At 41.7% G+C, this 26,237-nt stretch carries 28 protein-coding genes and 1 pseudogene; all 29 read left to right on the forward strand.

The window, feature by feature from the left end:
* Positions 1 to 10: 10 nt before the first annotated feature.
* The 29 genes and pseudogenes from fliF (at position 11) to AABM38_RS08885 (ending at position 26,236) form a co-directional block, all read left to right on the forward strand.
* Positions 11 to 1,606, forward strand: a complete 1,596-nt coding sequence (fliF, locus tag AABM38_RS08745) for a flagellar basal-body MS-ring/collar protein FliF (protein ID WP_423410026.1) — start codon at positions 11 to 13, stop codon at positions 1,604 to 1,606.
* Between the two features lie 11 nt (positions 1,607 to 1,617).
* Positions 1,618 to 2,634: a flagellar motor switch protein FliG gene (gene fliG, locus AABM38_RS08750; protein ID WP_335374985.1), complete on the forward strand. Its 1,017-nt coding sequence runs from the start codon at positions 1,618 to 1,620 to the stop codon at positions 2,632 to 2,634.
* Positions 2,627 to 3,394 (forward strand): flagellar assembly protein FliH, encoded by a 768-nt coding sequence (gene fliH, locus AABM38_RS08755; protein WP_423410027.1) that lies wholly within the window; start codon positions 2,627 to 2,629, stop codon positions 3,392 to 3,394. The genes fliG and fliH overlap by 8 nt, the downstream gene beginning before the upstream one ends.
* Positions 3,394 to 4,707, forward strand: coding sequence for a flagellar protein export ATPase FliI (gene fliI, locus AABM38_RS08760; RefSeq protein WP_423410028.1), 1,314 nt, complete (start codon positions 3,394 to 3,396; stop codon positions 4,705 to 4,707). Before fliH ends, fliI begins: the two co-directional genes overlap by 1 nt.
* 8 nt (positions 4,708 to 4,715) lie before the next feature.
* A complete protein-coding gene (fliJ, locus tag AABM38_RS08765) occupies positions 4,716 to 5,162 on the forward strand; it encodes a flagellar export protein FliJ (protein WP_335427629.1) in 447 nt (148 codons plus the stop codon).
* Between the two features lie 4 nt (positions 5,163 to 5,166).
* Complete coding sequence (locus AABM38_RS08770; RefSeq protein ID WP_423410029.1) at positions 5,167 to 5,772, forward strand: MotE family protein; 606 nt, start codon at positions 5,167 to 5,169, stop codon at positions 5,770 to 5,772.
* A gap of 30 nt (positions 5,773 to 5,802) precedes the next feature.
* A complete protein-coding gene (locus AABM38_RS08775) occupies positions 5,803 to 7,038 on the forward strand; it encodes a flagellar hook-length control protein FliK (protein WP_423410030.1) in 1,236 nt (411 codons plus the stop codon).
* A gap of 12 nt (positions 7,039 to 7,050) precedes the next feature.
* On the forward strand, positions 7,051 to 7,683 hold the full coding sequence (gene flgD / locus AABM38_RS08780) for a flagellar hook assembly protein FlgD (RefSeq protein WP_423410031.1): 633 nt from the start codon (positions 7,051 to 7,053) through the stop codon (positions 7,681 to 7,683).
* Between the two features lie 17 nt (positions 7,684 to 7,700).
* Positions 7,701 to 8,090 (forward strand): TIGR02530 family flagellar biosynthesis protein, encoded by a 390-nt coding sequence (locus AABM38_RS08785; protein ID WP_423410032.1) that lies wholly within the window; start codon positions 7,701 to 7,703, stop codon positions 8,088 to 8,090.
* A gap of 76 nt (positions 8,091 to 8,166) precedes the next feature.
* Entirely contained in the window at positions 8,167 to 9,357 is a 1,191-nt protein-coding gene (locus AABM38_RS08790; protein WP_423410033.1) for a flagellar hook protein FlgE, read from the forward strand.
* Positions 9,358 to 9,411: 54 nt separating this feature from the next.
* Positions 9,412 to 9,633, forward strand: coding sequence for a flagellar FlbD family protein (locus tag AABM38_RS08795; protein ID WP_423410034.1), 222 nt, complete (start codon positions 9,412 to 9,414; stop codon positions 9,631 to 9,633).
* Positions 9,623 to 10,051, forward strand: a complete 429-nt coding sequence (gene fliL, locus AABM38_RS08800; RefSeq protein ID WP_423410035.1) for a flagellar basal body-associated protein FliL — start codon at positions 9,623 to 9,625, stop codon at positions 10,049 to 10,051. Before AABM38_RS08795 ends, fliL begins: the two co-directional genes overlap by 11 nt.
* 42 nt (positions 10,052 to 10,093) lie before the next feature.
* The gene (gene fliM, locus AABM38_RS08805) at positions 10,094 to 11,095 is read left to right on the forward strand and encodes a flagellar motor switch protein FliM (protein ID WP_423410036.1); all 1,002 of its coding nucleotides are present in this window, start codon (positions 10,094 to 10,096) and stop codon (positions 11,093 to 11,095) included.
* A complete protein-coding gene (gene fliY / locus AABM38_RS08810; protein WP_423410695.1) occupies positions 11,082 to 12,317 on the forward strand; it encodes a flagellar motor switch phosphatase FliY in 1,236 nt (411 codons plus the stop codon). The genes fliM and fliY overlap by 14 nt, the downstream gene beginning before the upstream one ends.
* 18 nt (positions 12,318 to 12,335) lie before the next feature.
* Positions 12,336 to 12,698: a response regulator gene (locus tag AABM38_RS08815; RefSeq protein ID WP_423410037.1), complete on the forward strand. Its 363-nt coding sequence runs from the start codon at positions 12,336 to 12,338 to the stop codon at positions 12,696 to 12,698.
* Between the two features lie 84 nt (positions 12,699 to 12,782).
* Positions 12,783 to 13,430 carry a flagellar biosynthetic protein FliO gene (locus tag AABM38_RS08820; protein ID WP_423410696.1) on the forward strand — a complete coding sequence of 216 codons (648 nt, stop codon included), beginning with the start codon at positions 12,783 to 12,785 and terminating at the stop codon, positions 13,428 to 13,430.
* Positions 13,423 to 14,088, forward strand: coding sequence for a flagellar type III secretion system pore protein FliP (fliP, locus tag AABM38_RS08825; RefSeq protein WP_423410038.1), 666 nt, complete (start codon positions 13,423 to 13,425; stop codon positions 14,086 to 14,088). Before AABM38_RS08820 ends, fliP begins: the two co-directional genes overlap by 8 nt.
* A gap of 15 nt (positions 14,089 to 14,103) precedes the next feature.
* Positions 14,104 to 14,373: a flagellar biosynthesis protein FliQ gene (fliQ, locus tag AABM38_RS08830; protein WP_335374970.1), complete on the forward strand. Its 270-nt coding sequence runs from the start codon at positions 14,104 to 14,106 to the stop codon at positions 14,371 to 14,373.
* A gap of 4 nt (positions 14,374 to 14,377) precedes the next feature.
* Complete coding sequence (gene fliR, locus AABM38_RS08835; RefSeq protein ID WP_423410039.1) at positions 14,378 to 15,154, forward strand: flagellar biosynthetic protein FliR; 777 nt, start codon at positions 14,378 to 14,380, stop codon at positions 15,152 to 15,154.
* Positions 15,155 to 16,240 carry a flagellar biosynthesis protein FlhB gene (gene flhB / locus AABM38_RS08840; RefSeq protein WP_423410040.1) on the forward strand — a complete coding sequence of 362 codons (1,086 nt, stop codon included), beginning with the start codon at positions 15,155 to 15,157 and terminating at the stop codon, positions 16,238 to 16,240.
* Positions 16,241 to 16,274: 34 nt separating this feature from the next.
* Positions 16,275 to 18,311, forward strand: a complete 2,037-nt coding sequence (gene flhA / locus AABM38_RS08845) for a flagellar biosynthesis protein FlhA (RefSeq protein ID WP_423410041.1) — start codon at positions 16,275 to 16,277, stop codon at positions 18,309 to 18,311.
* Positions 18,308 to 19,489, forward strand: coding sequence for a flagellar biosynthesis protein FlhF (gene flhF / locus AABM38_RS08850; RefSeq protein ID WP_423410042.1), 1,182 nt, complete (start codon positions 18,308 to 18,310; stop codon positions 19,487 to 19,489). The genes flhA and flhF overlap by 4 nt, the downstream gene beginning before the upstream one ends.
* Entirely contained in the window at positions 19,482 to 20,348 is an 867-nt protein-coding gene (locus AABM38_RS08855) for a MinD/ParA family protein (RefSeq protein ID WP_423410043.1), read from the forward strand. The genes flhF and AABM38_RS08855 overlap by 8 nt, the downstream gene beginning before the upstream one ends.
* An 8-nt stretch (positions 20,349 to 20,356) precedes the next feature.
* Positions 20,357 to 21,456, forward strand: a pseudogene (locus tag AABM38_RS08860) (protein-glutamate methylesterase/protein-glutamine glutaminase).
* Positions 21,457 to 21,475: 19 nt separating this feature from the next.
* Positions 21,476 to 23,524: a chemotaxis protein CheW gene (locus AABM38_RS08865; protein WP_423410044.1), complete on the forward strand. Its 2,049-nt coding sequence runs from the start codon at positions 21,476 to 21,478 to the stop codon at positions 23,522 to 23,524.
* Positions 23,525 to 23,581: 57 nt separating this feature from the next.
* A complete protein-coding gene (locus AABM38_RS08870) occupies positions 23,582 to 24,037 on the forward strand; it encodes a chemotaxis protein CheW (RefSeq protein ID WP_423410045.1) in 456 nt (151 codons plus the stop codon).
* Between the two features lie 19 nt (positions 24,038 to 24,056).
* Positions 24,057 to 24,698, forward strand: a complete 642-nt coding sequence (locus AABM38_RS08875) for a chemotaxis protein CheC (protein WP_423410046.1) — start codon at positions 24,057 to 24,059, stop codon at positions 24,696 to 24,698.
* Complete coding sequence (locus AABM38_RS08880) at positions 24,691 to 25,188, forward strand: chemotaxis protein CheD (RefSeq protein WP_423410047.1); 498 nt, start codon at positions 24,691 to 24,693, stop codon at positions 25,186 to 25,188. The genes AABM38_RS08875 and AABM38_RS08880 overlap by 8 nt, the downstream gene beginning before the upstream one ends.
* Before the next feature lie 289 nt (positions 25,189 to 25,477).
* A complete protein-coding gene (locus tag AABM38_RS08885; protein ID WP_423410697.1) occupies positions 25,478 to 26,236 on the forward strand; it encodes a FliA/WhiG family RNA polymerase sigma factor in 759 nt (252 codons plus the stop codon).
* Position 26,237 lies beyond the last annotated feature (1 nt).

Here is a 26,237-nt window from a genome sequence, read left to right on the forward strand (position 1 = left end):
GGGGATTGAAATGAAAGAAACCGTTCAAAAGTATTTAAATACAATGAAGGATTTCTGGCAAGGGCGCACCAGAAAGCAAAAAATCAGTCTGGGTGCGTCACTTTTCTTGATAGTGGCTGTTGCTGCACTAACAGCCTTCTTTACAACCAGGACTTCCCTTGTGCCTTTATATAGCAATCTATCGCCTGCAGAAACGGGGACAATAAAAGAAAGCCTTGATGCAAGAGGTATAAAATCTGAAATTGCTGATGGCGGGAAAACAATACTAGTGCCGGAAGAGTCGGTAAATAGTTTGAAAGTTGAGCTTGCTGCAGAAGGAATTCCTAAATCAGGCAGCATTGATTATTCATTTTTCAGCCAGAATGCTGGTTTAGGAATGACAGACAATGAATTTAACGTTCTTAAGCTGGAAGCTATGCAAACAGAACTAGCTGACCTGATGAAGGGCATTGAAGGAGTTAACGATGCAAAGGTTATGATTAACCTTCCTGAAAAAGGGATTTTCGTAAATGACAGCGCTGAGCAAGCTTCAGCCTCGATTGTCTTGAATACCAGTCCGGGCTATCAATTCAAAGAAGAACAGATTAGAACGCTTTATCACCTCGTTGCAAAGAGCGTTCCAAATCTTCCCACAGATAATATCGTCATCATGAATCAATTCTTTGAGTATTTTGATTTAAAAAATGATGAAAATTCTAATGGAGCAACATTTGCTTCACAGCATGAAATTAAACAGCAAATTGAACGAGATGTACAAAGACAAGTTCAGAACATGCTTGGAACCTTGATGGGACGTGACAAGGTCGTTGTATCCGTTACTGCAGATGTTGATTTCACCCAAGAAAACAGGGAAGAAAATCTCGTTGAGCCAGTAGACAAGGAAAACATGGAAGGAATCGCAATCAGCGCACAGCGGATTACTGAAACTTTTTCAGGAAATGCTGAACAGGCTGGCGGAATTCCTGAAGGCGGAAATCCTGCTGATACGACGGGCTCGCAGTATCTTGAAGGTGCAAATGGCAATGGAGACTATGAAAAGGTCGAAGAAACGATCAACAATGAGGTTAGCAGAATACGCAAGGAAATTACCGAGAGTCCTTATAAAGTAAGAGATTTAGGAATTCAGGTAATGGTCGAACCTCCAACACCGGATGATCCAAATTCTCTTCCACAGGAACGGGTGGACGATATCACGAAAATTCTTGGAACGATTGTGAGGACAACAATTGATAAAAATGCTTCAGGAATAGAACTTACAGATGAAGCGATTCAAGATAAAGTGGTGGTCTCTGTTCAGCCGTTCAATGGCAAAGTAACCTTTGAAAATGAAGTGGTACAGAAACTGCCTTGGTGGATTTACCTGGTTGGCGGAATCCTGCTGGCAATTATCGCATTGCTGCTTGTTCTTTTCTTGCGCTCACGCAAAGCAAAGGAAGAAGAAAAGGAAATCTTCTTTGAAGAGCGGGCAGAATCAGTCTATGTACCGGATGTTAATAAAGAGTTTGAAACTGAAGGCACAATGAAGAAAAAGCAGCTTGAAAAAATGGCGAAAGAAAAGCCGGAAGACTTTGCTAAATTATTGCGTACATGGATTGCGGAAGATTAGGAGGAGGACATATGGCAAGGAAAGACCAGAAAGAACTTACTGGAAAACAGAAAGCGGCAATCCTCCTGATATCGCTTGGGCCTGATGTTTCTGCTTCAGTATACAAGCATTTAAGTGAAGAGGAAATTGAAAAGCTTACACTTGAAATTTCAGGTGTGAAAAAAGTAGATTCTTCTGCGAAAGAAGAGATATTGGAAGAATTTCATAACATTGCACTGGCACAGGATTATATAACCCAAGGGGGGATTGGCTATGCCAAGACGGTCCTTGAAAAGGCGCTGGGAGCTGACCAGGCTGCAGTTATTATTAATAGACTGACTTCGTCCTTGCAGGTGCGTCCTTTTGACTTTGCCAGGAAAGCGGACGCAGGTCAAATTCTGAATTTTATCCAAAATGAGCATCCTCAAACAATTGCACTTATTCTATCTTATTTGGATTCTGCTCAGGCTGGACAAATACTGTCAGAACTTCCTCAGGAAGTACAGGCCGATATTGCGCGAAGAATTGCCGTTATGGATAGCACCTCACCGGAAATCATAAATGAAGTAGAACAAATACTTGAAAGAAAGCTATCTGCGACAGTTACTCAGGATTATACACAAACTGGCGGGATAGAAGCTGTCGTTGATGTTTTGAATGGGGTTGACAGGGCAACAGAAAGAACAATCCTTGATGCCCTTGAGATCCAGGATCCTGAACTTGCAGAAGAAATCAAGAAAAGGATGTTCGTATTCGAAGATATCGTTACTCTTGATAATCGTGCGATTCAGCGAGTGATTCGTGACTGTGAAAATGAAGACCTTATGCTTGCACTTAAAGTTTCTAGTGATGAAGTGAAAGAAATTGTCTTTAAGAATATGTCCAAGCGCATGGTAGAAACATTCAGGGATGAAATGGAATACATGGGCCCTGTACGTTTGCGGGATGTTGAGGAAGCTCAATCAAGAATTGTTGCGATCATCCGCCGTCTGGAAGAAGCTGGTGAAATCGTCGTAGCCCGCGGCGGAGGAGATGATATCATTGTCTAGGCTTATAAAATCACACTTCACCGTACCCGCAGATGCGGAGAAAAAAGTGATTTCTATCAAGTTGATGGAAACAAATGCTCCCGATGAGGAAACTAAACCAGTTTTTACACATACAGAAGCAGAGCGAACTCAGATCCTCAGAGAGGCAGAGCAGGAAGCAGAGAAGATTTTAGCCCAGGCTTTGGAAGAAGCACGGCTTATCAAAGAGCAAGTAATACATGAACAGCAGATATGGGAGCATGAGAAGGAATCTATAGCGGAGGATGCCCGGGCAATCGGGTACGAGCGCGGGCGTGAGGAAGGGAATACTCGGGGATATGACGAGTGCCACCAATTAATTCAGTCTGCACAAGAAGTTGTAGAGGCATCGAGACAGGATTATTACAGCCATATCGAGTCAGCTGAAAAGGTCATTCTTGATTTAGGAATGAAGGTGGCCGGTAAAATACTCGGCAAAAAGATTTCAGAAAATGAAGAAGAGTTTATCTATCTTGTGAAAAGAGCTCTGAAGAATGCTAGGGATTACAAGGATATACAGCTTCATATTCATCCCAATCATTATCAATATATTCTGGGACAAAAGGAAGAACTAATAGCCCTTTTTCCAAAGGAAGTAGATTTTTACATTTTTCCGGATGATGATTTGACTGAGGACTCTTGTATTATCGAATCTGAAAATGGCAGGATTGATGCTTGCGTTGACAGTCAGCTTGAAGAAATCAAACAAAAGCTGTTTGAAATGTTGGAGAGTGAGCAATAGTGAAGGCTTCTGATTTACTTGAGCATATCGACTTTATAGATAGCTTCAAAAGATTTGGAAGAGTCAAAAGAGTTGTAGGCCTGATGATTGAATCCCAGGGTCCTGAGAGCTCGATAGGTGATGTTTGCTTTATCCATGTAGGTACAAAAAAAAGACGCAAGATCCAGGCAGAAGTTGTCGGGTTCAAAGATGAAAATGTTATTTTGATGCCTTATACATCCCTTCATGATATATCTCCAGGCAGTCTGGTCGAGACGACAATGAAGCCTTTAGAAATTAAAGCAGGACCTGGACTTATAGGGAAAGTTGTCGACTCGCTCGGGGTCCCTTTGGATCAATCAAGCCTTCCAAAAGGTCTGGCATCTGTTCCTACAGAACAGGATCCACCAAACCCATTGAGCAGGCCGCCGATTTCGGAACCAATCGAAGTTGGGGTAAGAATGATAGACAGCTTGCTGACTGTAGGGAACGGGCAGCGTGTCGGGATCTTTGCCGGTAGTGGTGTAGGTAAAAGTACATTACTGGGAATGATTGCCCGGAACACAACTGCAGACCTGAATGTAATAGGGCTAATTGGTGAACGGGGCCGTGAGGTAAGAGAATTTATTGAAAGAGACTTAGGACCAGAAGGCTTGAAAAGGTCAATTGTTGTCGTAGCTACCTCAGACCAGCCAGCACTTATGAGAATTAAAGGTGCCTATACTGCAACAGCAATCGCCGAGTATTTTCGAGATAAAGGACTTAATGTCATGCTTATGATGGATTCCGTCACAAGGGTGGCAATGGCACAGCGGGAAGTAGGCTTAGCTGTCGGTGAGCCTCCAACAACGAAAGGATATACTCCTTCAGTTTTCGCGATTCTTTCCCGGCTGCTTGAAAGAACAGGGACAAATGAACACGGATCAATCACTGGTTTCTACACGGTTCTTGTAGATGGAGACGATATGAATGAACCAATCGCAGATACAGTACGAGGCATTTTAGATGGTCATTTCGTTCTTGACCGGAATTTAGCTAACAAGGGGCAGTATCCTGCAGTAAATGTTCTGAAGAGCATCAGCAGGATCATGAATAATATTGTTAGTGAGGATCATGTAAAAGCGGCCGAAAGATTGAGGGAATTATTGAGCACCTATATAAACTCAGAGGACCTGATCAATATCGGTGCTTATAAAAAAGGTTCTTCAGCTGAAATTGATGAAGCAATCATGCGTTACCCCCAGATACTCAATTTTTTAAAGCAAGGTACAAGTGAAAAAGTGTCCATCGATGAAAGTATTCAGGAACTGTTGCAATTAGTAAGGAAAGGTTGATGGGTTCTATGCAATATCATTATAAATTTGATAAAATCCTGTCACTTAAGTCCAGGGAAAAAGATGAGGCCCAGGTAGTTTACCAGGATTCAGTCAAGAAATTTGAGGAAGCCGCTGACCGACTTTACCATCTGCTCAAGAAAAAAGAGGATCTCGAAAGCTATCAATCAGGAAGACTTGTCAGCGGGCTCCCAGTACAGGAAATTCGCCATCATCAACAGTTCATCGGAAACCTCGAAAAATCGATTGAACACTACCAGAAGGTCGTTATGAATGCCAGGAATATCATGAACTTTCAACAAATGCAGCTTATGGAAAAGAATGTTGAAGTGAAAAAGTACGAAAAGATCAAAGAAAAGGACCATCATCAATTCCTAGCTGAGGAAAAGTATGCTGAGAGCAGGATGATGGACGAGATCTCGATTCAGCAATATATGAACCGGGAAATTAGGTGATTTAATGGAAAAGAGTTTGGAAGAAAAAGAGGGGCAGCGGGTTAATCGGTTCCAATGGTTTTTGTTTGTGATTGCTATTCCGGCATTATTTGCAATTGTCGTGGCTTTAGTAGTCTTATCATTTGCGGGTATTAATGTCTTTCAGACAGCAAATGAACTGGGCGGAAAAATCCCGTTTGTTTCAAAAATGCTGAAGGAAGATAAGCAAGCATCAGTGGAAGAATATGAGAAGAATATTATAAGCTTGGAAGCGGAGATACAGGACAACGAAGCCAAAATGGAACAGCTCGAAGCAAAAATTGAAAGCAAAGACATGGAAGTAGAACGAATGAAGCTTGAGAAGACACAGCTTGAAGCACAGATTGAAGAATTGACGGCCATACAGGAAGAAAATAAGAGAGCTTTCAAGGATATCGTAAAAACCTACGAAACGATGTCAGCAAAAAAAGCTGCTCCTATCATTGCTGAAATGGAAAATGATGAAGCACTTAAAATTTTAACGAATATAAAAGCCGAATCACTTGCAGCAATCATGGAAAAGCTCCCATCAGAAGTAGCGGCGAAATATACAGAACAGCTGACCAATGAATCTAGCAAACAGATGCCATAAAACAATCTCGAATTGAAAGGAGGTGAAAAAGTGGAAGTTGGAGCAATAGCAGTTAAGCAAAATTCTCCTGTCCGCTCTTTGGAGTCGACATCCGTAAAGGGAAAGTTTTCTGAGGCACTGTCTGATGTTCAAACAAGAGACCCTCATTCAGACAATGTTACAAAAGAGTCAGCGAAAACAGATGAAAAAAGTGAAATGTCAAACGGAACGAAGGAAACATCAATCTTACTTCAGAAAGAGAATATAACAGAACTCGAAGCGGGAATGGATATTCCAGAAGGCATGGATACTGCTGATGTGGAAGCACTGCTTGAAAAAATTCTCGAACAACTAGGAATAAGCAGCAGCCAATTAGATGTTTTTATTCAAAAGTGGACGAGTCATAGTGACGAAGAGGCACCATTTCAGGAGGATGTTGTTCAGCAGATTGCAAAATTACTTTCTGAAATAGCAGATCTGCCTCAGAAGGAATTGGCAAATAAGCTTGATAAAAATGATCTGCAAATTCTAAAGTCCTTGAAATTCCATGCCCTTTTCGTAAAAAATGCTCCTTCTCCAGGAGAAAAAGTCACGATTGATTTAGACGAACTTCTTCAGGGAATCGGTGAGAAATTAGGGAGCCTGACCGAGCCGATAAAGGTGAAAACAGATATTATCCAAATGAGGTTTACCCGTTTAGCCGCAGAGTTAAACATGGAAGAACCTAAAAAGGTCAATTTAGAAGTGAATTTTGAAGCTGAGAGTCCAGCCGTACAAAAAACGGAAAGCGCTAGTAATCAATTAGGATTCCTTCCGCAAATTGGCAGATTAGAGCAATTGAGCATCATGCGAAAGGGCCCTGAAAAGATGGTTTCCGGGGAGGCTTTAATGAAGCAGTTTGAGTCAATTCTTTCTAAGTCTCAGTTTTTGAACTCAGGTGGTACACAAAAGCTGTTCATTAAATTATTTCCTGAACACCTAGGCAGTGTGAGGGTTGAACTGTTCCAAAAAGACCAGACAATGATAGCTCGGATCATCACTACGACTGGAACGGCCAAGGATGCACTGGAATCCCATGTGAATGGGCTTAAACAGGCGTTCGCAGCACAAAACATTACAGTGGAAAGAATTGAAATATCCCAGCAGAGCTCACAGCAGGAAAGATTTTTGAACAGAGATCCACATCAGCAGCATAGACAGCCGGACAGGCAGGAGCAGGACAGCAAAGAAGATCAAGGAGATTTTAATCTCTCTTTTGAGGAAGCGCTTCTTAATACAGAAGCATAGGAGGTTCTAAATATGGTAAATGGAATCAATTCTTCTTATTTACTTTCTAATCTTCAGAAGGAACGTAAGAGTTCAGGTTCTGATGTTTTAGGGAAAGACGATTTTTTAAAAATACTAATGACACAGCTCCAAAACCAGGATCCGTTAAATCCAATGCAGGATAAAGATTTTGTCGCTCAAATGGCTACTTTCTCAACACTTGAACAAATTACGAATATGGGGAAATCAATCGATCGGTTTGTGCAGGCTGAAGAGCAAAATAGGATGATTTCATACAGCCAGTTTGCTGGCAAAGAAATTACCTGGCATAAGATTGAGGAGCAGAATGGGCAGGAGATTGTAAAAGAAGGTACCGGGAAGGTAGCTTCCGTACAATTTAAAGAGAACGATGTACTCTTCATCCTTGAGGATGGAACTGCTCTGGAACCTGGAAATATTTCGCAAATCAATGAGCTTTCCCAAGAGAATCATATGTTGCAGGCAAGCATGCTGATCGGAAAGACCATTACGTATCTAGATGCCAATAAACAAGAGCAAACAGCCGTGGTGCAATCTGTTTCATTTAAAAACGGTAAAACCTCATATGTAATGAATGATGAAAATGGTACAAGCATTGTATCTTCACAAATAACAAAAATTCAATAATGTTGGGAAGTGATGTTATGGAAAAGGCGCATTTTCGTCCAATCCAGTCACTGCCTGTAAGCAGGAGTCACCAAAAGCCAATTAAAACCAACCAGTCTGCCCAATCGCCATTTTCTCTTCAGCTTCAGTCAGCAATCCAAAGTAACAGCAAGCTTACTTTAAGCAAGCATGCAAAGGAAAGGCTGGCACAACGAGGAATTGAAATCAACCAGGAACGCTGGACAAAGATTGAAGATAAAGTGAGACAGGCAAAGGCGAAGGGTGTAAATGATTCACTTGTGCTCTTGAAGGATGCTGCTTTAATCGTCAGTGCAAAGAACAATACCGTCATTACAGCCATGGGTCGCCAGGAGGCTGCTGAACAGATTTTCACTAATATTAACGGGACAATTGTTTTAGAAAATTAAATAGGCTGGACCTTTACGGAGGCCTGGGGCTGTGGACCGACAGAAACAGCCCGCAAATTAGGAGGGAGTCAACAAAATGCTTCGTTCAATGTATTCAGGAATCAGCGGAATGAAAAACTTTCAGACAAAGCTTGACGTAATTGGAAACAACATTGCAAATGTAAATACTTTCGGCTTTAAAAAGGGCCGTGTGACTTTTAAAGATACGATGAACCAGATGGTATCCGGTGCTAGTGCAGTGCAAAACAATCGTGGCGGAAGAAATGCGATGCAAGTAGGACTAGGTTCCACAATGGCGAGCATTGATACAGTCGATACACAAGCAAGCTTGCAAACGACAGGACGCGCACTTGACCTTGCGATCACGGGCGATGGTTATTTCATTGTCAAACAAGGACAGCAGGAATTTTACACTCGTGCCGGCAATTTCTATCTTGATGACTATGGAACGCTTGTAACAGGTGATGGTTTGAAGGTGCAATCTTTAAATAAAAAAGGCGCTCTTGAAGACGTCACAGTAAACGTTAATGCGCTTCTGCCAGCTAAAACGACTACTGAACTTGTTATGAAAGGTAACTTGCCTAAGGATGCAAAGGGTGAGTCGGAAACTTTGCAGCAAATTAAGGTAGTTGATAATGATGGAGTCGAGCATGTCATTGATATGACGATTAAACCAGTTAATCCAATTACCGGGGATTGGACACTTTCGTTTGTTGACAAGTCAGTAGATCCAGCTACTCCAATTGATAAAGCAATAAAAGTACCTACCACTAATGGACTTCCTAGTTTTAATTTGGTTGTTGGAAATGGAAATGGTGGTACTAAAAATGTTGCAGTAACTGTCTCACTCGAAGACTTGACTATTGAAGGCGGCAGCATGGATGCAAACGCATATCCAGACGGTAATACACAAGGATTGCTCGAAAGCTTCAATATTGGGTCAAGTGGGGAAATCAACGGGGTATACTCAAACGGATTGATCATGACGATTGGCCAATTGGCGCTTGCTAAGTTCAGCAACCCTTCAGGTCTTATCAAGGCAGGGAATAATACATTCCAGGAATCAGTTAACTCAGGACAGAGGAATATTAACGTTCCTGGTGAGGGCCGCGGGACAATCGCTGCGGGTGCCCTTGAAATGTCAAACGTTGACCTTTCTGAGGAGTTTACCGAGATGATTACTGCACAGCGTGGTTTCCAGGCAAATACTAGAATCATCACTACTTCGGATGAAATCCTGCAGGAGTTAGTGAACCTTAAACGATAGATTAAGAGAGGAGCAGGGCTGAGAGCATCATGCTTTTAGCCCCTGTGATTTATAGTGATAAAGGTAACGAAGTTAAATGGGAAAACGTTTAGAATAAATCCTCTATTAATTGAGACGGTTGAATCCTTTCCTGATACGACGATCATGCTGACGAACGGCAGGAAATATGTGGTTAAGGAAAGCGAATCGCAGGTCAGTGCTTTTATAAAGGAATTTTTTCAGATTGTCGGCCTTCTTGGAAGGCGTACTTTGGAGGAACATGAAGATGAAGAATAATAAGCTTGTTATGATTATGCTGATCATGCTTGTAGCAATCATGCTGGTTGGTACGGTTGCTGTTGTCGCTGTAATGAAACTGACTGGCGATGATGGAAAAAAAGAACCAACGATCGATGAGGTGTTAGAAGCATCAGTTGATATTCCGGAAGTGACGACAAACCTGGCTTCAAATGATTTTATTAAAATATCTTTTAAAATTGAGACAGACAGTGAAAAAGCGAAAGAGGAATTGCAAAAGCGAGACTTCCAAGTAAGGAATCTCATTATTTATGAGCTGTCTGAAAAGAAATCTGAGGAGCTTCAAGGAAAGGAAGGCAAGAAGAACCTGGAAGAAAGTCTAAAAGCCAAATTAAACAGCTTGATGCAAGAAGGCAAAATTAAGCATGTATATATAACTGGATCTCTCCTCCAATAAGAACTAGAACTAACCAAACATAATGAAAACGGAGGTGAGGATATGTCGGGAGAGGTATTATCACAAAGTGAAATTGATGCTCTTCTATCTGCTTTGTCAACGGGGGAGATGGATGCAGATGAATTAAAGAAAGAGCAAGTTGAAAAGAGAGTCAAAGTTTACGATTTCAGAAGGGCGTTGCGTTTTTCAAAAGACCAGATCCGCAGCCTCACAAGAATACATGAAAATTTTGCGCGACTTCTTACGACTTATTTTTCAGCGCAGCTACGAACATATGTCCAAATAAGTGTTGCCTCTGCGGATCAGATTCCCTATGAAGAATTCATCAGGTCAATTCCGAAAATGACCATTTTGAATGTATTTGATGTTCCGCCTTTAGATGGCAGAATCCTGATGGAGATAAATCCTAATATTGCATATGCGATGATGGACAGGATGCTAGGCGGGCGAGGAACAAGTCATAATAAAATTGAAAATCTTACAGAGATTGAAACGAAAATTATGTCTAATATGTTTGAAAAAGCTTTTGAAAACTTCCAGGAGGCTTGGGGTTCAATATCTGAAATTGATCCGCAGCTGACAGAGTTTGAAGTGAATCCGCAATTTTTACAGATGGTTTCTCCAAATGAAACAGTAGTTGTTATTTCACTTAATACGACAATTGGGGAAGCTAGCGGAATGATCAATATGTGTATCCCTCATGTGGTGCTCGAGCCGATTATGCCGATGCTGTCTGTGAAGTATTGGATGCAAACAGATAAGAAGGAAGGCTTGCCAATAGAGTATGAAGTACTGCAAAAGGAAATCCATAAGGCTGATGTCCATATCACTGCAGAAATCGGGTCTTCCGAAATTTCTATCCAGGATTTCCTGATGTTTGATATAGGGGATGTAATTGAATTAAACCAGCAGATTGATCAGCCTATGATGATCAAAATCGGTGGAATTCCAAAATTCGTCGGGCAGCCAGGAAAAATCAACAAAAAATTAGCCATTCAAGTATTGGATACTTTGAAGGGAGGAGACGATGATGGTGAGCGATGACATGTTATCTCAAGATGAAATCGATGCGCTTTTAAGAGGTACATCTGATGATGCATATGAAAAAGAGGAACCAATAAATGTGGATGATTACTTTTCATTTATGGAAAGAGATGCACTCGGAGAGATAGGAAATATCTCTTTTGGAAGTTCTGCTACGGCATTATCGACTTTATTGAATCAAAAGGTAGAAATTAATACACCAACTGTGTCGGTCGTGCATAAAACAAAGCTTGAAGAAGCATTCCCGGATCCATATGTGGCTGTTCAGGTACATTATACGGAAGGGTTTATTGGCAGCAACATGCTTGTCATAGAGCGACAGGATGCAGCCATTATTGCCGATTTAATGCTCGGCGGAGATGGCCTGAATCCGAAGGACCTGTTGGATGAAATCCAGTTGAGCGCAGTCCAGGAAGCGATGAATCAAATGATGGGATCTGCGGCAACGTCAATGTCGACCGTGTTCAATAAAAGGGTTGATATCTCACCACCTAATATCAACCTGCTGAATGTGGTTGAAGGCGAAGGAACAGAAACAATTCCTGAAGATGATATTTTGGTCAAGGTTTCTTTTTCATTAAAGATTGGAAGTCTAATAGATTCAAATATTATGCAGCTTCTGCCTGTCAAATTCGCAAAAAGTCTTGTAGATGAATTATTGAACCCTGGTTCTTCACAAGAAACGAGTAAGCAGCAAACCATGCTTGATTCACAGGCGAATGTGTACTCACCGCCAGAGCTGCCGAACCAGCCGCAGCAGCAAGTACAGTATCAACAGCCTGAACAGATTTATTATCAGCCGCCTGCACAGCAAGCTATGCCTGCAGAAGCATGGAGCCACCAGCCGCCTGCTCAAACAACTGGACCACAGCATTTTGGCAGCGTGATGACCGGTGCTCAGCCAACTGTACAGCCAGCGGTTTTCTCAAGCTTTGAGACATTCCAGCCGCAGCAAACTGAAACAAAAAACCTTGATATGCTTCTGGATATTCCTTTACAGGTAACGGTTGAACTTGGAAGAACCAAACGGTCCGTCAAGGATATACTGGAACTTACTACAGGGTCGATCATCGAATTGGACAAACTCGCCGGAGAGCCAGTCGATATCCTCGTCAACAATCGCCTGATTGCCCAGGGAGAAGTTGTGGTCATTGATGAGAATTTCGGAGTACGTGTAACAGATATAATCAGCCAGAGTGACAGAATCAAAAAATTGAGATAAGACACAGGAGGAACTTCAATGGCAAAGAGAATTTTAGTCGTGGACGATGCGGCTTTTATGAGAATGATGATTAAAGACATCTTAACAAAGAATGGTTTTGAGGTTGTTGCTGAAGCAGCAGATGGGATGCAGGCACTTGAAAAATATAAGGAGTTACAGCCGGACCTCGTAACGATGGATATTACGATGCCCGAAATGGATGGAATCTCATCTTTAAAGGAAATCAAAAAAGTGAATCCTAACGCAAAGGTTATCATGTGTTCAGCTATGGGTCAGCAAGCGATGGTTATCGATGCGATCCAGGCGGGCGCGAAGGATTTTATTGTTAAACCGTTCCAGGCAGACCGAGTGATTGAAGCGATCTCAAAAGCATTAAGCTAATCATCTATTAAGTTCCTAAATAGGGTCAAAAAATCTTAAGGTTATGAAAAGAGCCTACTTTAGAGGGTGCGGCAATTGTTAAGAATGATACGAACTGCCTCAATAGTCCTTTTCCTATTAGCTGCTCTGTTAAGCCCGCTAGGCATGGCGTATGCGGAGCAGCTAAATACAAGTGTAAAGGATTGTCTGGAAAAACCTGATTCCTGTGATGATGGCCAGTCAGGCAAAACAAAGAATCAAACAGAAAATACTGACACAAAAATAGGGGTTACATTTTTAGATTTTCTTAGGATGATTATTGCCACAGCATTTGTAGCAGGACTTTTATATTTCCTGCTTAAATTCATCAATAAAAAAAGCATGTCATACAAGAGCTCCCAGCTGGTAGAAAATCTTGGGGGGGCAAGCCTTGGTGCTAACAGGTCAATCCAGATTGTCAAAGCAGGCAAAAGGCTGCTCATTGTTGGTGTCGGTGAAAATATACAACTGTTAAAGGAAATTGACGATCCCGATGAGTACAGTCAAGTCCTCCAGGAATATAACAACAAAGCGGAACAGCTTGTACAGCCAAGCGATATTGTGACAAAGTTCCTTAAAAGAGCGAATAAGGATGGCAGCAAGGAAAGTTCCTCTTTTTCCGCGGTATTAAAACAACAACTGAATGGCATGGCAAGCGGAAGAAAGAAAATGCTTGAAGAGATTCAAAAGAGAGGGTCAGAAAAAAATGAATGAGTTTATGGAGTTTTTCAACAGCAGCGCTCCTGAGAATGTATCAACTTCAGTAAAGCTGATGCTCCTTCTGACTGTACTTTCTCTTGCGCCAAGCATCTTGATTTTAATGACGAGTTTTACAAGGATCATTATCGTTCTTTCCTTTGTCAGAACGGCGCTTGCAACACAGCAGATGCCGCCCAACCAAGTGTTGGTTGGGTTAGCCTTATTCTTGTCCTTCTTCATCATGGCCCCTACCTTTCAGGAAGTGAATAAACAGGCGCTGACACCATTGTTCAACGAAGAGATAAATCTGGAGCAAGCTTATGATAAAGCATCCATTCCATTTAAAGAATTCATGAGCGCTCATACAAGACAGAAGGATCTCGCCTTATTTCTCGAATATTCAAAGGCAGAACCTCCTAAATCAGTCGAAGACATACCATTGACTTCACTTGTTCCTGCATTCGCGATTAGTGAAATCAAAACAGCTTTTCAAATAGGATTCATGATTTTTATCCCTTTTTTGGTCATTGATATGGTAGTAGCCAGTGTCCTGATGTCGATGGGAATGATGATGCTTCCGCCGGTAATGATTTCACTTCCATTTAAGATCCTTCTATTTGTAATGGTGGACGGATGGTATTTAGTTGTGAAATCCTTATTACAAAGTTTCTAAGCAGGTGATTAAATAATGACTTCAGAAGCAGTCATCTCAATAGCTGAACGGGGAATCTATACGGTGCTGATGATTTCTGGCCCGTTGCTCGCGCTTGCACTGGTAGTGGGTTTGATTGTCAGCATTTTTCAGGCAACAACTCAAATTCAGGAACAGACATTGGCTTTTGTTCCAAAGATTGTTGCCGTATTGATAGGCATCGTTTTTTTCGGTCCGTGGATGCTCAGCTATATGCTCTCATATGCCAGCGAGATTTTCTCAAATTTGACCAGGTTTGTCGGATGAAGCCATGATTGATTTCATTCCTTCATTTCCGGCATTTCTGCTTATTTTCGTCAGGGTCACGTCATTCTTCTTGATGATGCCGTTGTTTTCTTACCGAACGATTCCAGCTTCACATAAAATTGGACTGGGTTTCTTCCTTTCTATTATTATGTTTTCGTCTGTTGGTGCTCCAGATATCGTAATAGACGGTACTTATTTCTTATTGATTATTAAAGAGGCCCTTGTTGGCCTGCTCATCGGTTTTATAGCCGCATTGATGATGTCGGGAATCCAAATTGCCGGCGGGTTGATAGACTTCCAAATGGGCTTTGCAATCGCTAACGTCATAGACCCCCAGACGGGTGCCCAGAGCCCCTTGATGGGACAATATTTATATACAATCGCTCTGTTATTTTTGCTGACAGTGAATGGACATCACTTGCTGCTTGATGGCATTTTTTATAGCTATAATTTTGTCCCTATGGATCAGGTTATGATTCCTTTCGGTAATCAAGACATCGCCGAGTATATCATTCTGGCATTCAATAAAATGTTCATTATTGCATTCCAAATGTCTCTTCCCGTTGTCGGCAGCCTGTTCCTGGTAGACGTCGCTCTGGGAATAGTAGCAAGGACTGTACCTCAGCTGAATATTTTCGTTGTCGGTCTGCCTGTAAAAATAGGAGTCAGTTTTGTAGTCCTTATCGCAGTTATGGGTGTGCTGATGATGGTCATTTCCGATCTGTTTTCTACCACACTGGGAACTATGAGAGGTTTGATGGAGTTAATTGGAGGAGCTTAAATGGATTTTTTAACATTGGATCTGCAGTTCTTTGCTGGCGAGAAAACTGAGAAAGCCACTCCTAAAAAGAAACAGGATGCAAGAAAAAAAGGCCAGGTTGCCAAAAGTCAGGATGTCAACACTGCAGTTGTTCTTCTAGCAGTCTTTTTATTTTTAATGTTCTTTGGAAAAACGATGACTGAGAGGATGATAGGGGTCCTCCGGCAAGCCTTGCAAAATTATATGCTTATGGATCTCACTGAAAAAAATATTGAATCGATATTGTTTGAAATCCTTGCTGAACTAGCGATTTTTCTTGGTCCAGTGATGATGGTTGCCCTGATAGCCGGGGTGGCTGCAAACTATGCCCAGGTTGGCTTCATGTTTTCAACAGAAGCCATTCAAATGAAATTAGAAAAGATTAACCCGATCAGCGGATTTAAACGGATCTTTTCGATGAGGGCGATTGTTGAATTAATAAAGTCCATCCTTAAAATCAGCTTTATTGGGCTGATTGCTTTCTCAATTCTATGGTCGAGGATGGATGAGGTTTTGCTGCTATCGAGCAAGAGTTTGGCGGCGGCACTCGGTACAATTGCCAGCCTGACTCTTCAAATGGGACTTTTTTCCTCCGGAGCATTGCTATTTTTATCCTTATTGGATTACCTATACCAAAAATACGATTTTGAAAAAAGTATCCGCATGTCTAAACAGGACTTAAAGGATGAGTATAAGAATATCGAAGGAGATCCGCTCATCAAATCAAAAATCAAACAAAGGCAGAGAGAGATGGCAATGCGGCGGATGATGCAAGAGGTTCCGAAGGCTGATGTGGTCATAACAAATCCAACCCATTTTGCCATAGCCCTGAAATATGATGATCAGAAATCGGATGCACCGATCGTGGTAGCAAAAGGGGTGGACTTCGTTGCCCAAAAAATAAAATTAATTGCCAAGGAAAATGAGGTTGTCACCGTTGAAAACCGGCCGCTGGCAAGAGCGTTGTACAGCCAGACAGAAATCGGAGATGCCATTCCGGAGGAATTTTTCAAAGCGGTAGCAGAAATTCTCGCTTTTGTTTACCAGACAAAAAATAAAGTGCTGTAAGTTCTAGGTTATGCAGTGTTAGGAGAGAAGAAATATGTCAGCAAGAGATTTATCCGTCATATTTGGTGTCATTTTAATAGTGGCGATGTTAATCATTCCTTTTCCATCATGGCTGTTAAGTATACTGATCATGATAAATATATCCATCGCGCTTTTAGTGCTGTTGAACACAATGAATATGACGGAACCTCTGCAATTTTCTGTTTTTCCTTCATTGCTGTTAATTCTAACTTTATTCCGATTGGGCCTTAACGTTTCAACGACACGTTCTATCCTTTCGCATGGAGAAGCTGGAGGTGTAGTCGAGGTTTTCGGCTCGTTCGTAGTCGGCGGCAATGTAGTGGTAGGGATGGTTGTTTTCCTCATCCTGATCATTATTCAATTTATTGTTATCACAAAGGGTTCTGAACGTGTATCAGAGGTTGCAGCAAGGTTTACGCTCGATGCGATGCCAGGTAAGCAAATGAGTATTGATGCAGATTTGAATGCTGGAATGATTTCAGAGCAGCAAGCCCGTGAACGGCGCGAAAAGGTTAGCCGTGAAGCTGACTTTTACGGGGCGATGGACGGTGCCAGCAAATTCGTAAAGGGTGACGCGATTGCAGGTATCATTATCGTTCTGATCAATTTAATTTTTGGAATAGTCATCGGAATGACTCAACAAGGATTAGCAATTGGTGATGCGGCACAAAGATATTCATTGCTGACAGTGGGGGATGGGATCGTCAGCCAAATTCCTGCGCTATTGATTTCCACTGCTACAGGTATTGTCGTCACACGCGCTGCGTCAGATGGAAATCTAGGATTTGATATTACCTCTCAGCTTACTGCTTATCCAAAAATGCTGTATGTTGCAGGAGGAACAATATTCCTGCTTGGCTTGTTCACTCCAATCACGGATATACTCACGATTCCGCTCGCGGCGTTGTTGGCAGTTGGAGGCTATGCATTCTCACGTGTGCCTGAACCCGATAAACAACAGCTTGAGGACATGGAAGAAGATATCCAGATGGATGAAATGAAGAGTCCGGAAAGTGTTGTCAACTTGCTGAATGTTGATCCAATCGAATTTGAATTCGGTTATGGTTTGATTCCCTTGGCAGATACAAATCAAGGAGGAGACTTGCTCGACAGGATTGTCATGATCAGGAGACAGCTCGCGATTGAGTTAGGTCTAGTTATTCCTGTTGTCAGAATTCGCGACAATATCCAGCTCCAGCCGAATGAATACAGGCTAAAAATCAAAGGGAATGAAATGGCCAGAGGTGAGTTGCTTCTAGACCATTATCTGGCAATGAGTCCGGGAATAGATGATGAATCCGTGGAAGGGATCGACACAATAGAGCCAAGCTTCGGACTTCCAGCTAAGTGGATTACCGAAGAAATGAAGGAACAGGCTGAAATATTTGGCTATACAGTGGTTGATCCACCATCCGTCGTTTCTACACATATTACCGAGGTCATAAAAGCAAATGCGCATGAACTGCTTGGCCGACAGGAAACGAAGCAGCTGATTGACCATTTACGGGAAAGTTATCCAATCCTTGTGGAGGAGGCGACACCCAATCCATTGTCTGTCGGTGAAATCCAAAAGGTACTGGGAAAACTGCTTAAAGAAAATGTTTCAATCAGAAACTTGCCGATCATTTTCGAAACACTTGCTGATTATGGAAAGGTGACAACTGATACTGAGATTTTGGCAGAATATGTTCGCCAGGCGCTTGCTAGACAGATAACGAATCAGTATTCAAGAATGGGAGATACATTGAAGGTCATTACACTTTCAGGACGAGTCGAGAAATTGATTGCCGAAGGTGTTCAGCAAACAGAGCATGGTAACTATCTATCACTCGATCCGGCTGTTTCCCAGGGGATACTGGAATCGGTGGCAAGTCAGGTGGAACAATTGAGTATTATGGAACAAACTCCTATCGTTCTCTGCTCTCCTGCTGTCAGAATGTATGTGCGTCAATTGACCGAAAGGTATTTTGCTCAAATCCCTGTATTGTCTTATAACGAATTAGAAGCAAATGTTGAAGTCCAAAGTGTCGGAGTGGTGAATGTAGAATGAAAGTAAAAAAGTATACAGCTTCATCCATGCCCGAAGCAATGAAACAAGTGAGAGCGGAGCTGGGAAGCGATGCGGTGATATTAAACTCACGAGTCATCCAGACAGGCGGTTTCATGGGTTTTTTTCGTAAAAATAATATAGAAGTCATCGCGGCTATAGATCCTGATACAGAAATAAGCATAAAACCTGCATTGCAGGAGAAGTCTCAGAAAGACCCTTTGATAAAAAAATCTCTAACAGCGAATGAGCATCAGCCTGTTCTGCAACAGGCAAGTCCGGCAATTCAGGTTCCAAATGGAAATAGTGAGTTAATAAGGGAGATTGCACAGTTAAAGGAATTGCTGAAAAGTAATAGTTCACAGTCTGATATACCTGTGTCTTTGCCTGAGCCAGTCAGCAGGCAGCTGCAGTACTTAAAAACCCAGGAGGTGGAGACAGGATTAATCGATGAGCTGTCACCAACGCTTCTAGAAAGATGGTATTTAGGGGGAGCATCTGCTAACACTGAAGAAATCAGAAAATGGAGCGCGGAAGCCATCACTCGAAAGCTGGCTGGCCAACCATTTGGGGGGATTTCTTTTCAAAAGAAATTCGTCAATGTGATCGGTCCGACGGGTGTGGGGAAAACCACGACTCTCGCGAAGATTGCAGCGGAATGTGTATTGAAGCATCAAAAAAAAGCAGCGTTTATCACGACTGATACATATCGGATTGCTGCAATTGAACAATTAAAAACATATGCGAAAATTCTCGATGTACCGATTGAAGTCTGTTATAACATCGAAGACTTTCAGACAGCGACAAATAGGTTCAAGGACTATGATGTCGTTTTTATCGATACAGCCGGCAGGAACTTCAGGAATCAAAAATATGTCAGCGATTTAAAAAATGTGATTGATTTTAATAATGACATGGAAACCTTCCTTGTGCTTGCTTTAACTTCGAAACAAAAGGATATGGAAGAAATCCGAAACCAATTTTCGCTCATCACCATCGACAAATTCATCTTTACCAAATTAGATGAAACATCCGTTTATGGAGCGATGCTGAATATGTCACATAAGTTCTCGACGGGCATCGCCTATTTGACGAACGGCCAGGACGTGCCCGATGATTTGATAGAAGCAAATCCGGAAATCATCGTTAATACTATTCTTGGGGTAAGCAGCTATGAGTGACCAGGCAGAGAAACTAAGAGAACGGCTAAAACAAACAACCCCGAATCAGGAAGCGAAAACGCTGGCCGTAGTAAGCGGAAAGGGAGGGGTTGGCAAGTCAAATTTTTCACTGAATTTCTCAATATCCTTAGCAAGGAAGGGACATAAGGTGCTGTTATTTGACCTTGATATCGGGATGGGGAATATTGAAATATTGATGGGAAGAAGCACTCATCTATCAATCGCCGACTTTCTTTCAGGTAAGTCTTCCTTGGAAGAAATTATTTTTCAGGGACCAGAAGGAATCGAATATATTTCTGGTGGTACAGGCTTAAGCCAGTTAATTAAAATGGATCGTAATACCGTCGATTATTTCACATCAAGCCTCGGAGAAGTCCTGAAAAAATATGATTATCTTATATTTGATATGGGGGCAGGTTTGAACGAAGAAACGCTGTCAATCCTTCTATCAGTCAATGAAATATTTGTGATTACTACAACAGAACCTACTTCACTAATGGATGCTTATGCGACCATGAAATATATCCATATGGCTGATTCAACTTTACCATTTTACCTGGTTGTCAACAGGGCTGGAACAGTAAAGGAAGGAAATGAAACCCTTTCTCGGCTGGAAGATGTTTTAAAGAAGTTTCTCGGCCGATCAACGATTAAGCTTGGGATGCTTCCGGATGACAAAAGTGTTCATGAGGCGGTAAAAAGGCAAATTCCATTTGTATTGTTCAATGAACGGTCACAAGTTTCAAAGGGAATGGCCGCCATTTTGGAAAAATATATGGACAAAGTTAACTACAATGCCGAAAAGAGAGATAACAGAAGTTTTACAGCAAGATTAAAGCAATTCCTTTTCGAAAGGTAGTGGTCGAATTGGCAAAAATTAAGGTTCTCATCGTAGATGATTCGGCTTTTATGAGAAAGCTGATTAGCGACTTTTTATCTGAACATTCCAGGATTGAGGTTATTGGCACTGCGCGCAATGGAGAGGATGCAATTAAGAAATGGCGGGCCTTGCGTCCGGATGTCATTACTCTGGACGTCGAAATGCCAATTATGAATGGACTGGAAGTTTTAAAGGTAGTGATGAAGGAAAAGCCGATACCTGTCGTCATGCTGTCTAGCACAACCAAGGAAGGTGCGGATACGACCCTTCAGGCAATACAGGCTGGTGCAGTGGATTTTGTAGCAAAACCTTCCGGCTCCATTTCAATCGACCTACATAAAATTAAGGCGGAGCTGATTGAAAAGATTCTTTCCGCAAGTAAAGCTAATCTGCCTAAAATTACGCATATTCATCAAGATCATAACCTTTCCGCTTCAAAGTATAAAAAAAGGTTCATCACTTCAGAAAAAAAGCGTCAGAAAAGCAGTCTTTTACAGGGAACAGAAATGATGCCAATGCAAAAAAAATTGTATGTATCGGTACTTCCACAGGTGGTCCAAGAGCTCTGCAGCAAGTTTTGACATCATTGCCAAAGGATTTTGGCTCACCAATTCTGGTGGTACAGCATATGCCTGCCGGCTTTACAAAGTCCCTTGCCAACAGGCTTGATTCCTTAAGTGAAATTAAAGTAAAGGAAGCTGAGGACGGAGAGCTGCTGCAAAAGGGAACAGCTTATATCGCTCCAGGTGGTTTGCATCTTGAGGTGAAAAGTATTGGGACGAGCCTCGCTGTCAGTCTTGGACAATCTGCACCACGCAATGGCCATCGCCCCTCAGTGGATGTTCTGTTTGAGTCGGTTAGCAGTTTGAAGCATGTTTCAAAAATAACAGTCATCATGACGGGAATGGGATCGGACGGAGCCGAGGGTCTTATCGAAATGAAGAAAAACGGGAATGTAAAAGCAATTGCTGAATCACAGGAAACTTCTATTGTCTTTGGGATGCCCAAATCCGCTATTGCAACGAATTTGGTGGATGAAGTGGTGAATGTAGAAAATATAGCAGAATCAATCATGAATTATATTTAAGGCCGGGGGTGCGGAGCACATGGAATTAAATCAATATCTTGAAGTTTTTATTGAAGAAAGTAAAGAACATTTGCAGGCCTGTAATGAACAATTATTAGAACTTGAAAAGAATCCTGAAGATTTGACGATCATCAATGAGATATTCAGATCTGCTCATACCTTAAAAGGGATGTCTGCAACAATGGGGTACGAAGACTTGGCAAGCCTGACTCACCAAATGGAGAATGTGCTGGATGCAATCAGGAACAGCCGTTTGAAAACGAGCCCTGAATTACTTGATGTCATTTTCCTAGCAGTTGACCACCTTGAAGAGATGGTCCAATCGATTGCAACAGGCGGTGACGGGAAAATGGATGTCTCTGAAGCTGTCGCCAAATTGAAATTGATTGAGATGGGCGAGCATCCTCAAACACATGCTAATGCAGAGGCAGCAGCTACAATTGCTGTAGAAGCTCCATTACTTTCAAACTATGATGAATTTGAACTCACTGTGCTGAAGCAATCAAAGGAGCAAGGGTTTGGCGTTTATGAAATATCGATCGGGTTGCGAGAAGATTGTCTTTTAAAAGCAGCCAGGGTATATATGGTTTTTGAGGTATTGGAACAGATTGGCGAAGTAATTAAAGCGAATCCTTCTGTAGAGCAGCTGGAAGAAGAACAATTTGATTCTGAATTTTCTGTGACGATAGTGTCTAAAGAAAACCAGGATGACATTAAAGGGAAAATCATGAAGGTATCCGAAGTGGTCAAAACGAATGTGAGATCACTTGAATTGGATGACTTTAAAGCTTTAACTAATGACCTAGAAGCACTAGTGATCGAGCAGAATGAAAACACTGCTGAAATGGTCAGGATTGAGCATTCAGTTGAGGCGGAAGTGCTTCCTGCAGCAGAAAAAAAGAATAATAGCAAGACTAACAGCAGCAAGACAATCCGAGTAAATATTGAGCGTTTGGATATACTGATGAATTTGTTTGAAGAACTGGTCATAGACAGAGGCAGGCTGGAACAAATTTCAAAGGAACTCGAAAATACTGAACTAACCGAAACTGTCGAGCGAATGTCAAGGATCTCTGGAGACTTGCAAAATATCATTTTAAATATGCGTATGGTTCAAGTAGAAACAGTATTTAATAGATTCCCTCGCATGATCCGCCAGCTCGCGCGTGATCTGAACAAAAAAATCAATCTGGAAATTGTGGGCGCGGAAACGGAATTAGACCGTACGGTTATTGATGAAATCGGTGACCCCCTTGTCCACCTTCTGAGAAATTCTGTTGACCATGGAGTAGAATCACCTGAAGAGCGCCGGGCGAAAGGGAAGAGCGAGGAAGGAACGGTAGTCTTAAGAGCCTTCCATAGCGGAAACCACGTATTCATAGAAATTGAAGACGATGGAGCTGGGATCAGCAGAGAGAAAGTTTTGAAAAAAGCTGTCAGCAAAGGGATTGTATCTGAGCAAGCGGCACCAGCTATGACAGATAAGCAAGTGTATGAATTAATCCTTTCCTCGGGTTTTTCAACAGCTGAGAAAATCTCCGATATCTCTGGCCGGGGAGTAGGCTTAGATGTTGTCAAAAATACAATCGAATCATTAGGCGGGTCCATTTCAATTGATTCAAAAGAAAACGCTGGAACGATTTTCTCTATACAGCTACCGCTTACATTATCAATTATTTCTGTCATGCTAGTTGAGATCCAGAAGGAAAAATTTGCGATACCTCTTTCATCGATTATTGAAACAGCAATAATCAAAGATACAGATATTTTAAAAGCCCATAACCAAAAGGTTATCGATTTTAGAGGCAAGGTGGTTCCACTTCTGTTTTTGAAGGAGATTTTTGAAGTTCCTTCTGAACCACAAGATGACCAATTCCATTCTGTGATCATTGTCCGGAAGGGTGATAAGATGGCAGGATTGGTTGTAGACTCATTTATCGGCCAGCAGGAAGTAGTTCTGAAGTCACTTGGGAACTATTTAACAAATGTATTTGCAATTTCTGGTGCAACAATCCTCGGAGATGGTCAGGTAGCATTAATCGTAGACTGCAATGCATTAATTAAATAATCGCTGAACTGAGCTTATGATCGATATGTGCATGCTGAAAATATAGGAGTGAACAAAATGGCTGAAATGCTGGTATCAGACTTGAAGGTAATTGTCTTCCAATTAAATGAAAAAGAATATGCTGTTCCCGTTGGCCAGGTGAAATCGATTGAAAAAATCATGCATTTCACAAGAGTGCCCCACACTTCACCTTTTGTAAAAGGTGTCATGAATCTTAGAGGAGTCGTCACACCATTGATCGATCTGCGGGTCCGTTTTGGCATTGAGGAACAGGGTTATACAGATAGCTCTCGGGTGATCATTGTCTCGGTTGCGGAAGCTGAAGTTGGCCTCATTGTCGATGGAGCAAACGATGTAATTGATATTCCTTCAAGCATCGTTGAACCGCCTCCCGAAATCGTAGGTGCGGAAGCAGCTGAATTTATCAACGGAGTAATCAAACTAGACAAACGCCTGCTAATTTTAATAGATTTAGAAAATATTCTTGGAGTTATAGGGGAAAAAGACCTGTAAAGGCTGAAGGGGTCATAATATGTCGTTTCATATAAAAATATCTGATATGCATATTGATATATTAAAGGAAGTTGGCAATATCGGAGCAGGTCATGCAGCTACAGCACTTTCTACATTATTAAATAAAAAGATTGATATGAAGGTTCCCAATGTCAGGGTTGTCAGCTTTGATGAAATGATGGAAATGGCTGGTGGAGCAGAAAGCGTCATTGCGAGCGTTTTCTTGCGAATTGAAGGAGACGCTCCTGGAAGCATGTTTTTTGTCCTGCCATTACAGCAGGCGGAGAAATTCATTCGTCTGTTGATTGATGATCAGACATTTTCCTTTTTAGATTCGGAAGTGAATGAATTAGCGCTGTCTGCATTGCAGGAAATGGGAAACATCCTGTCAGGTTCCTACCTGAGCTCATTATCTGATTTTACACAGTTAAATCTTATGCCGTCAGTTCCTGCTCTGAGTATTGATATGGCTGGTGCTGTCATAAGTTCTGGGCTGCTTGAACTATCGCAGGTCAGCGATTATGCAATTGTGATTGATACAGCATTAAATGAAGATGAGGGTCAGGCTGATGAGAGTGTAAAAGGACATTTCTTTCTCCTGCCAGATCCTGAATCCTTTAATACCATTTTCAAAGCTTTGGGAGTACTGGTTGATGTATAGTACTGTAGAAATTATAAAAGTTGGTATTGCTGATCTTAACACGGTGAAATCGCCTCATTTAATCAAGACAACAGGTCTTGGGTCATGTGTTGGAGTTGTTTTGTATGACCAGGGCAGGGAATTAGCTGGACTAGCCCATGTAATGCTTCCGGATTCATCACTGTCAAAATCAGGTCCAGTAAATGAGGCTAAATATGCTGACACAGCAATTAAAGCGCTATATGCCAAGCTGCTAAAGTTGGGAGCAAGGCCAGCCTGGATGAAAGCCAAGCTTGCAGGTGGTGCTCAAATGTTCCAATTTTCCGGCAGCAGCGATTTGATGAGAATTGGCCCGAGGAATGTGGATGCAGTCCTTCATGAATTAAAGGTTTTAAGAATTCCGGTAGTAGCCCACGATGTTGGCGGAAACAGCGGGCGAACGATAGAATTCAATCCAAAAACGGGTTTGATGCAAATCAGGACAGTTAATAAGGGTAATAGTGAGATATGAATTTGTTAAATGTATAAGCTACCTTGCTAAATTCGACTGTTGACTTCTTTTCCAGGTCCAGGCGCTTCGCTTTCCTCGGGAGGCGCGCTATCCAAACGAATAAACAGGGCTGCTATAATCAACATCGAACGAAACAGCCAATCCATAAAAAGCTTGTTCGCGGAAGCTGTATCAAAGCACTTTTTGAAAGAAGAAAATCATCAAGGCTTACTTCGCAAACTTGCAGCAAGCAAATGCGAAAGCCCACAACCAAGAATAATGCGGTATGCGCGTGAGGAGGATTACAATGGTGCGGGGATCGACTTCGGAAGATCAGATAACATGGGACAAATGGGTACAATCCCGTGATCCGGATGCAGGTAATTTACTGATAAAAAAATATATGCCGCTTGTATCCTATCATGTGCAGCGAATATCGGTAAATCTTCCAAAAAGCGTTTCAAGGGATGATCTAAAAAGCCTAGGGATGATTGGCTTGTATGATGCTCTTGAAAAATTTGATCCGAAACGGGATTTGAAATTTGATACATATTCTTCATTTCGCATTCGCGGAGCCATTTTAGATGGGTTAAGGAAAGAAGATTGGCTCCCAAGGAGTACGAGGGAGAAAGCGAAAAAGATCGATGCTGCAATTGAAAAGCTGGAACAGCGTTTTATGCGCAACGTAACAGTAGAGGAAATTGCCCAGGAATTAAATATGGATGAAGGTGAAATTTGCACCACCATCAATGAACACTTTTTCGCTAATGTTCTATCGATCGATGAGCAGCCAAATGACCAGGATGACCGTGACAATCAATCCTTTTCCATTAAAGATGAAAAATCGGAAATCCCAGAAGAAAAGCTAATAAAATCTGAAATGATTGAAGAAATGACGGCAATGGTTTCTCAATTGAATGATAAAGAACAGCTTGTTCTAAGTTTATTTTATAAAGAAGAATTGACACTTACAGAAATAGGTCAGGTTATGGATTTATCTACATCCAGGATTTCTCAAATACACTCTAAAGCAATCTTTAAATTAAGGAAATGGCTAGAGAAAGTGTAAT

The sequence above is a fragment of the Heyndrickxia sp. MSNUG genome, from assembly GCF_049532715.1.
In the GTDB taxonomy this organism is placed as follows: Bacteria; Bacillota; Bacilli; order Bacillales; family Cytobacillaceae; genus Mesobacillus.